Here is a 4,724-nt window from a genome sequence, read left to right on the forward strand (position 1 = left end):
GCGTTGAGCTAACCGGTACTAATGAACCGTGAGGCTTAACCTTACAACGCCGAAGATGTTTTGGCGATTTGAGAGAATTTTCAGCTCTGATACAGATTAATCGATGCGTCCGGGTGACGTGTTGATAAAACAGAATTTGCCTGGCGGCACTAGCGCGGTGGTCCCACCTGACCCCATGCCGAACTCAGAAGTGAAACGCCGTAGCGCCGATGGTAGTGTGGGGTCTCCCCATGTGAGAGTAGGGAACTGCCAGGCATCAAATAAAGCAGAAAGCTCAGTCGAAAGACTGAGCTTTTTGTTTTTGCGTTTTAACAAGAACCCCGTGCCGAAAGGTGCGGGTTTTTTGCTGTGCGGGCATATCTCCCCGGTGGCGCTGCACTGACCGGGGATACGGATCCTCAGGCATTTGCTGACCGCGCAGCCCGATAACGCCCTGCAACATCATTGCCCCTGCAATCGGGCAAGCCTTCCCCCGCCAGATACGGTAAACTAACGCCGATTTTGCATCAGGAAGCCACTATGAACCACTCCCTCAAACCCTGGAATACCTTTGGCATTGAGCGCTCCGCCAAGACGATTGTACGCGCCGAAACTGAGCAGCAGTTATTAAGCTCCTGGCAAACTGCTGTCGCAGAAGGTCAGCCCACGCTGATTCTTGGGGAAGGCAGTAACGTTCTGTTTCTGAACGACTATGCCGGTACGGTGATCATCAACCGGATTATGGGGATCGAGGTGAGCGAAACCCCGGAAGCCTGGTGCTTGCACGTCGGTGCTGGTGAAAACTGGCATCAACTGGTGCAGTTCACGCTACAGCATGCGATGCCAGGACTGGAAAACCTGGCATTGATCCCTGGATGCGCAGGGTCTTCGCCGATCCAGAATATTGGCGCCTACGGTGTCGAGCTGCAGCGGGTTTGCGAATATGTTGACTGCATCGAGCTGGAAACGGGTCGTAAGGAACGTCTTTCAGCAGAGGAATGCCGTTTTGGCTATCGCGACAGCATCTTCAAACATGAATATCAGGATCGCTACGCCATCGTCGCGATTGGATTATCGTTGGCGAAAGTATGGCAGCCGGTGCTGAGCTATGGTGATTTAACGCGTCTTGATCCACAGACCGTCACCCCACAGCAGGTATTCGATTCCGTTTGTCATATGCGAATGACTAAGTTGCCGGATCCAAAGATTAACGGCAATGCCGGAAGCTTCTTTAAGAACCCGATCGTCAGCGCTCAGGTTGCTGAAGCGCTGCTGGCGCAATTCCCCCAGGCGCCGCATTATCCGCAGGCAAACGGCACCGTCAAGCTGGCCGCGGGCTGGTTAATCGATCAATGTCAGCTCAAAGGGCAACGCATTGGTGGCGCGGCTGTCCATCGACAACAGGCCCTGGTACTCATTAATGAAGATCGAGCGACCAGCGAGGACGTGGTAAAACTAGCCCATTACGTTCGCCAGCAGGTGGGTGAGAAATTCGATGTATGGCTTCAGCCCGAGGTGCGCTTCATTGGAACGCATGGTGAAGTCAACGCAGAGGAGAGCATTGCGTGAAAGACCATACAATTCCCTTAACGTTGATTTCTATCCTGGCTGATGGCGAGTTCCACTCAGGTGAACAGCTTGGTGAGCAGTTAGGTATGAGCCGGGCGGCGATTAATAAGCATATCCAGACCTTACGCGACTGGGGCGTCGATGTGTTTACTGTGCCAGGTAAGGGTTATAGCCTGCCAGAGCCCATTCATCTGTTGGATGAGAAAAAGATTTCCCAACAGATCGAACATGGCCGAGTGACGGTTCTCCCCGTGATTGACTCCACTAACCAATATTTACTGGACAGGCTTGATGAGCTGACATCCGGGGATGCCTGTGTGGCTGAATATCAGCAGGCTGGGCGAGGACGGCGAGGTAGAAAATGGTTCTCGCCCTTTGGCGCCAATCTTTATCTCTCGATGTTCTGGCGCCTGGAGCAGGGGCCGGCAGCGGCTATTGGACTTAGCCTGGTAATTGGTATCGTGATTGCTGAAGTTCTGCAGCAGCTCGGGGCCGATCAGGTACGGGTGAAATGGCCAAACGATATTTACCTGCAAGATCGTAAACTGTCAGGGATCCTCGTGGAACTGACCGGGAAAACGGGCGATGCCGCATTAATCGTTAGCGGCGCGGGTATTAATCTTGTTATGCGTCGCGTGGAGTCTGACGTCGTCAATCAGGGCTGGATAAGCCTTCAGGAAGCGGGGGTTATCATCGATCGCAACCTCCTCGCCGCGCGCCTGATTAAAGAGCTACGTCTGGGCCTCGAACTGTTCGAGCAGGAAGGGTTAGCGCCCTATCTGCCGCGCTGGGAAAAACTGGATAACTTTATTCATCGTCCGGTAAAACTCATTATCGGTGATAAAGAGATCTATGGAATTTCCCGAGGCATTGACGCGCAGGGTGCACTATTGCTGGAACAGGATGGAGTGATAAAAGCCTGGGTTGGCGGTGAAATATCATTGCGCAGCGCAGAATAAAAAAGGGAGCTTCGGCTCCCTTTGCTTTATTTACGTAAGCGTACCTGATTCACAGAATGATTGGCGCTTTTGGTCATAATCAGGCTGGCGCGCTCACGGGTTGGTAGTATATTTTCCTTGAGATTCATTAAGTTAATCTCATTCCATAGCGAGGTGGCAATATCTACCGCTTCTTCCTTAGACAGCTTTGCGTAATTGTGGAAATAGGAGTCAGGATCGGTAAACGCCCCTTCACGGAATTTGAGAAAACGGTTGATATACCAGCTTTTCAATAATTCTTCCGGTGCATCGACATAAATAGAAAAATCGACAAAATCGGATACAAATACATGATGGGGATCGTGCGGATAATCCATTCCACTTTGCAGAACGTTGAGCCCCTCAAGAATTAAAATATCCGGTTGTGCGACGGTTTTGTCGCCGTCTGGAATAACATCATAAATCAGATGGGAATAAACCGGTGCGGTTGCCTGCGGTACACCTGATTTAAGGTCGGAGACAAACTTCACCAGTCGATGCATATCATAGGACTGCGGAAAGCCTTTCTTCTTCATTAACCCGCGTTCTTTCAATACCGAGTTAGGGTGCAAAAATCCGTCAGTGGTGATGAGTTCAACATGGCGGTGCTCTGGCCAACGGCTAAGCAAGGCCTGCAGTACACGGGCTGTGGTGCTTTTTCCTACCGCAACACTGCCAGCAATGCTGATGATATAGGGAATTCGTTGACCATTGGTGCCAAGAAATTGTTCGAGGACAGCCTGACGACGCAGGTTAGAACTGATATAGAAATTGAGCAAACGCGACAGTGGCAAATAGATCTCAGCAACCTCTTCCAGAGAGAGATCTTCGTTGATGCCTTTTAACCGCGTGATTTCATCCTCGGTTAACGTCATCGGGACAGAATCACGAAGTGCAGCCCATTGGTGGCGGTTAAATTGTAGGTACGGTGTCATTAACGTCTGCTCTTTTTGGCTCATAAGCATGTTCTTACCATCACCGAATACGTCGAAACGGCGATGCTTCACACGAGTTAATCAGGACAATGGGCAGGAGGGTAACACCAGATAGCCGGGAATAATAAGAAAAAAACTCATTGAATGCTGCATTCTCGTGTCAGCATCACAAGAGATGAATAAGTTTCTTATTCTGGGTAAAGGATGTGCGTTGCTGATGGGATAAGCGCTAATGGGCTGTATATCTTTCTGTCAGCTGTCGGAGAGTGTTCTCGGTGACAGACCATGCCCGAAAGAGGCTGACGAGCCGATTTCCTGGCGAATATTTGCACTCCGCTGTTTGAAATTACACCATTTTTCCGCGGAAGAGCACAAAATGTGAGCAAGAGAACGTTTTATGCAAATTTTTAGTTGCATGAACTCGCTCCTCTCCCTAGAATGCGCGCTACTTGATGCCGACTTAGCTCAGTAGGTAGAGCAACTGACTTGTAATCAGTAGGTCACCAGTTCGATTCCGGTAGTCGGCACCATAACAATTTGGGTGGGGTTCCCGAGCGGCCAAAGGGAGCAGACTGTAAATCTGCCGTCATCGACTTCGAAGGTTCGAATCCTTCCCCCACCACCACTTTCTGGCGACGCTTTGCGTAGCCGGAGTTGGTTGGGTAAACTAATCAGCTCAACATTAAAGAGAGCAATCTCTTTTTTGTGACAGAAAGAACTGGGTAGCCGAGTTTCAGGATGCGGGCATCGTATAATGGCTATTACCTCAGCCTTCCAAGCTGATGATGCGGGTTCGATTCCCGCTGCCCGCTCCAGACGTGCTGATATGGCTCAGTTGGTAGAGCGCACCCTTGGTAAGGGTGAGGTCCCCAGTTCGACTCTGGGTATCAGCACCACTTCTTTATCTCTCCTTCCCTGTTTCTCTCTGTTTATTGCATTCAACAAGTCGGGCATGTTGCCTGGTTGATGTGGTGATATCACCGATTTATCCGTGTCTTAGAGGGACAATCGATGTCTAAAGAAAAGTTTGAACGTACAAAACCGCACGTTAACGTCGGTACTATCGGCCACGTTGACCATGGTAAAACAACGCTGACCGCTGCAATCACTACCGTACTGGCTAAAACCTACGGCGGTGCTGCTCGCGCATTCGACCAGATCGATAACGCACCGGAAGAAAAAGCTCGTGGTATCACCATCAACACTTCCCACGTTGAATATGACACCCCGACTCGCCACTACGCGCACGTAGACTGCCCGGGCC

General features: G+C 50.7%; 4 protein-coding genes, 4 tRNA genes and 1 rRNA gene. 8 read left to right on the forward strand and 1 reads right to left on the reverse strand.

Annotated elements, in window-relative coordinates; genetic code table 11:
- Positions 1-139 precede the first annotated feature (139 nt).
- The 3 genes from rrf (at position 140) to birA (ending at position 2,507) form a co-directional block, all read left to right on the forward strand.
- A 5S ribosomal RNA gene (rrf, locus tag CWM61_RS28380) occupies positions 140-255 on the forward strand.
- A 264-nt stretch (positions 256-519) separates the two neighbouring features.
- Positions 520-1,548, forward strand: a complete 1,029-nt coding sequence (gene murB / locus CWM61_RS28385; RefSeq protein WP_100632265.1) for a UDP-N-acetylmuramate dehydrogenase — start codon at positions 520-522, stop codon at positions 1,546-1,548.
- Positions 1,545-2,507, forward strand: a complete 963-nt coding sequence (gene birA / locus CWM61_RS28390; RefSeq protein ID WP_074387394.1) for a bifunctional biotin--[acetyl-CoA-carboxylase] ligase/biotin operon repressor BirA — start codon at positions 1,545-1,547, stop codon at positions 2,505-2,507. The genes murB and birA overlap by 4 nt, the downstream gene beginning before the upstream one ends.
- 26 nt (positions 2,508-2,533) lie before the next feature.
- Here the strand turns inward: birA and coaA are convergent, their stop codons facing one another.
- Positions 2,534-3,484, reverse strand: a complete 951-nt coding sequence (coaA, locus tag CWM61_RS28395; RefSeq protein ID WP_012543215.1) for a type I pantothenate kinase — start codon at positions 3,482-3,484, stop codon at positions 2,534-2,536.
- Between the two features lie 430 nt (positions 3,485-3,914).
- On the opposite strand from coaA, the gene CWM61_RS28400 reads away from it, so the two are divergent.
- The 5 genes from CWM61_RS28400 to CWM61_RS28420 form a co-directional block, all read left to right on the forward strand.
- Positions 3,915-3,990: transfer RNA gene (locus tag CWM61_RS28400), tRNA-Thr, on the forward strand.
- Between the two features lie 10 nt (positions 3,991-4,000).
- Positions 4,001-4,085, forward strand: a tRNA-Tyr gene (locus tag CWM61_RS28405).
- Positions 4,086-4,200: 115 nt separating this feature from the next.
- A tRNA-Gly gene (locus CWM61_RS28410) sits at positions 4,201-4,275 on the forward strand.
- A gap of 5 nt (positions 4,276-4,280) precedes the next feature.
- Positions 4,281-4,356: transfer RNA gene (locus CWM61_RS28415), tRNA-Thr, on the forward strand.
- 115 nt (positions 4,357-4,471) lie between these two features.
- On the forward strand, positions 4,472-4,724 hold a 253-nt coding region (locus CWM61_RS28420), incomplete at its 3' end, for a GTP-binding protein (RefSeq protein WP_000031671.1).

It is taken from the genome of Klebsiella sp. K-Nf6 (assembly GCF_002806655.1).
Lineage (GTDB): Bacteria > Pseudomonadota > Gammaproteobacteria > Enterobacterales > Enterobacteriaceae > Klebsiella > Klebsiella variicola.